This window comes from Devosia sp. LC5 (genome assembly GCF_000735585.1).
Taxonomy (GTDB): domain Bacteria; phylum Pseudomonadota; class Alphaproteobacteria; order Rhizobiales; family Devosiaceae; genus Devosia.
Genome location: NZ_JNNO01000040.1, coordinates 1 through 1051, shown reverse-complemented (window position 1 = coordinate 1051; position 1051 = coordinate 1). Strand labels below are relative to the sequence as shown.

Below are 1051 nucleotides of genomic sequence, written 5' to 3'. Positions count from 1 at the left end.
TCGGCCAAGGCCATCTCGCTCCAACCCGGCAACTTGGAAGCGTAATATGCCTTGATGGCGGCCGGGTCTGCGGTTTCATCGAGATCGCGTGTAAAGAGCCGCATCGATTTTTCCCCGAAGCGGGCTTCCAGGGCGTCGAGCACATCACGGGTCGCCCGCCAGTCTTTCCCCTGTGTCGCAGAGCCAAAGGAATATTCCTCGGGAGTCGTGACGCCTGGGGCATTTGGAGGAAACTGGTGGGCCGCATCGGCTCCGCAACCCGCCAGAAACAGGGGGATGATCACTGCAAGTGTTCGTGCCGCACGCATGGCCTGATGTTTCATCTTCTTCATGACGGCATTGCGACATTCCGCGACGGTATCGGGGGCAGGCGGCTCGTCATAAATGGGTCATGCTAGCGCCGGTAAAACACGATCATGGATCGACACTGGCAAATGCTCTGGCAATACGCGCTTCCAAAGGAGCGCAATGTTTCGGCCCGCACGCCGGGCTTCTGGCGCGACCAGATCGTGGGTGTGTTCACCTATGACCGCAAGAGCTTTTTCGAGAGCGCAGTCATAGCGCTTTCGAACGATGATGGACGGGAGCTATGGCGCCAAACCATAGCTCATGTCGCCACAGAGCCCGTGATCGACGCCAATGGCACTATTTTTGTCGCAAGCTTTGCCGGTGCCGTCCACGCCTATTCCCCCGATGGCAATGCACTGTGGGACAGCCCCTTCAGCAAGAGCAATTTGACGCCACCAGTTCTGAGCAATGGCCGCCTGTTCATTGCAGAAACCGGCGGCAGCGGAAGCAAGACCTGGTGCCTTGATGCGAGAAACGGCGAGGCCATCTGGAGTGCCGAAAATGGCGGCCACAGCTACCGCCCGCACGTTGCCGGGGATAGGGTCTTTCATGCCACGGTCGTTGCCGGGCGGCAGTTTGGCCAATCCAGCATCCACCTGCATTGCCTGCACTGCCAAACCGGGGAGAAAATCTGGTCGGTCGAGGTCGATCAGTATCATTTCAATGTCATCATGGCCGGCAACCTGTTGCTTTGGGGCGCGCG

1 protein-coding gene and 1 pseudogene are annotated in these 1051 nt (G+C 58.9%); one reads left to right on the top strand and one right to left on the bottom strand.

Features of this window, described 5'->3' with window-relative positions; all coding sequences use genetic code 11:
* Positions 1-332 (bottom strand): annotated as a pseudogene (locus FF80_RS21715) (hypothetical protein); the annotation flags it as partial.
* 102 nt (positions 333-434) lie between these two features.
* Between FF80_RS21715 and FF80_RS16055 the strand changes: the two are divergent.
* Positions 435-1051, top strand: a 617-nt coding sequence (locus FF80_RS16055; protein ID WP_035102450.1) for a PQQ-binding-like beta-propeller repeat protein, incomplete at its 3' end; no start/stop codon positions are given.